Origin of the sequence: Candidatus Afararchaeum irisae (assembly GCA_034190545.1) — an archaeon.
GTDB lineage: Archaea > Halobacteriota > Halobacteria > Halobacteriales > Afararchaeaceae > Afararchaeum > Afararchaeum irisae.
Map to the genome: position 1 here is coordinate 1 of JAXIOF010000056.1, position 2,108 is coordinate 2,108.

General features: G+C 52.2%; 2 protein-coding genes and 2 pseudogenes. 1 reads left to right on the forward strand and 3 read right to left on the reverse strand.

The features are described 5' to 3' along the window. Nucleotides 1–95 precede the first annotated feature (95 nt). Nucleotides 96–725: pseudogene (locus SV253_07040) on the forward strand (site-specific integrase). 264 nt (nt 726–989) lie between these two features. Here the strand turns inward: SV253_07040 and SV253_07045 are convergent. From SV253_07045 to SV253_07055, 3 genes and pseudogenes are all read right to left on the reverse strand, one after another. Continuing rightward, nucleotides 990–1,487, reverse strand: a complete 498-nt coding sequence (locus SV253_07045) for a GNAT family N-acetyltransferase (protein ID MDY6775816.1) — start codon at nt 1,485–1,487, stop codon at nt 990–992. 60 nt (nt 1,488–1,547) lie between these two features. Further along, nucleotides 1,548–1,673, reverse strand: a complete 126-nt coding sequence (locus SV253_07050) for a hypothetical protein (GenBank protein ID MDY6775817.1) — start codon at nt 1,671–1,673, stop codon at nt 1,548–1,550. Nucleotides 1,674–1,721: 48 nt separating this feature from the next. Next, nucleotides 1,722–2,054 (reverse strand): annotated as a pseudogene (locus SV253_07055) (group 1 truncated hemoglobin). Nucleotides 2,055–2,108 lie beyond the last annotated feature (54 nt).

Consider the following 2,108-nt stretch of genomic DNA (forward strand, 5'->3'; position numbering starts at 1 on the left):
AGCCTCGATAAGACGCTATTGTCAAGCGGTTTCTAACTTAGCTAAAGACAGATGACAAGGAGTCTAAGGACGCGAAGGTTCCTGAAGACCGAGTCCGCGACATACTCGAGAAGCTCGAGACTTACGAGTACGCGTCTCGAGAGCACGTGATAATATCGCTGATATGGCACGGTGCTCTACGTATCGGCTCGATACGTGCTCTTGACGTTGACGACTTCGATCCCGACGAGCCGTGTCTACAGATAAGACACCGTCCTGAGACAGATACTCCTCTTAAGAATGCCGACAGTGCTGAGAGGGATCTGGCTCTTGGTGATTATTACGCCCAGGTGGTAGAGGACTACATCGAGGAGAACCGTCACAATGTCACGGACGACTACGGAAGAGAGCCGCTTATAACCAGTAGAGAAGGTAGGCTGACGAAGACTCCGTACAGGACGGTGGCTTACAAGGTGTCGATTCCGTGTTGGACGGGCGACTGTCCTCATGGGAAGGAGAGGGCGACGTGTGACTGGACGAGGAGGGATAAGCTGAGTCACTGTCCTAGTTCGAGGTCTCCTCATGATTTCCGTCGGTCGTCTATCAGTTATCACCTGAAGGAGAATATTCCTCCGGAGGTGGTGTCGGAGCGTGTTGATGCTACTCTTGACGTGATCGATGAGCACTACGATAAGAGAAACGAGCGTGAGAAGATGAGGACGCGAAAGGAGTTTATGAGCCTATGAAATGGAACAAATCGAGTCATGGAAGTGGTATAGTCACGCCCCCCGCCGGTCCAAAACCTATGTTTTGGAGCATTCGAGAAACGTAGTTTCTCGATACGGTCCAAGCAAATTTTTACGGATTCTTCGGGAACACAAAACCACCAGACAGCGACGGGTCTACCCCCCGAAAATACCTTCCCGTGAAAGGGAGTTCAAATAATACAGGGACTGAATATGAGTAAATAAGACAAAAGACTCTATACACTTATGCCAGAGACAGAGAATCTACTCCCCCACTTCTATAACATAGACGTTCTCCTCGTACGGCTCTCCTTCTATCTCGGTTTCGTTGGTGTCGTCTTTCTTGAATCCGAGACTCTGGTAGAAGGCGTTTCCGACCTTGTTGTCGGCGAGGACGAATACCTTGAGACGTTCGACTCCGAGATCCGAGAGCCTCTCACGTGTCTCGTGTAGGAGACGTGTTCCTATACCCTCTCTTCTGTGTCTGGGATCGACGTAGAGACGTAGGAGATCGGCTTCGTCGCCGTTGACGACAGCGTGTGAGAAGCCGCCTATCTCGTCTCCGTCGTCGTAGACTAGGAAGGACGAGTCGGGCATACGTATCGCGTCCTCCAGGGTTTCGGTCGAGTACCAGTCGTCGACAGTCTCGTCTATCTCTTCCTTGCCGAGTATGTCGGCGTAGGTGTCCTCCCACGACCTGTGGGCGACCTCCTGTACCTCGTCTATGTCTTCCCTCTCGGCTTCACGTATAGCGTTTCCCATGGGTATAACTGATCGCGGCGCGGTTTAAGTCTTCCCTCGGTTATCATCTGTCCCCTTCCGTCATATTCTTTCGACGTCCTCGCTCCCGCACTGGGGGCATTTGACGAGCTTGTTGGGATTCGCTTGGAAGCGGTGTCCACAGACCTGACACTCGAAGTAGACCTTGTCCTGATCGACTCTTCTCATACTTCCGTCGTATGGGACTCTACTCTTAAAATACTTCCTCCGACTTGCTCACCGGTTCAGAACCGGATCACGCAGTGACTCGACCTCAGACATCACCGCGTCTATCTTCTCCTCGTCTACGTCGTTGATCTCGAACGCCTCCTTGAGATGCGTCGCTATGATGTCGAACTCCCTGTCGCCGATACCCATTCCCTCGTGTGCCTCACGCATGTCGTCGCCCGTGTACTCTACGGGACCACCCGCAACCGAACTGATGAACTTAGCCTGGTGTGCCCTCTGTCTCTCCATGTCTGTGTCCTCAAAGTAGACGTTGACTCTGTCGTCCTCCATCACAAGGTCGTAGAAGTCGTCGACTACCGTCTGTATGGCTTCCTTTCCACCGGCTTTGGTGAATCGCCATACGCAGCTTGATTTACTGTTTTACGGCATGTTTGA

Excerpts from the sequence above, each read along its gene's own strand:
- SV253_07045 (MDY6775816.1), bottom strand. The coding sequence starts at position 1,487 with ATGGGAAACGCTATACGTGAAGCCGAGAGGGAAGACATAGACGAGGTA.
- SV253_07050 (MDY6775817.1), bottom strand. The coding sequence starts at position 1,673 with ATGAGAAGAGTCGATCAGGACAAGGTCTACTTCGAGTGTCAGGTCTGT.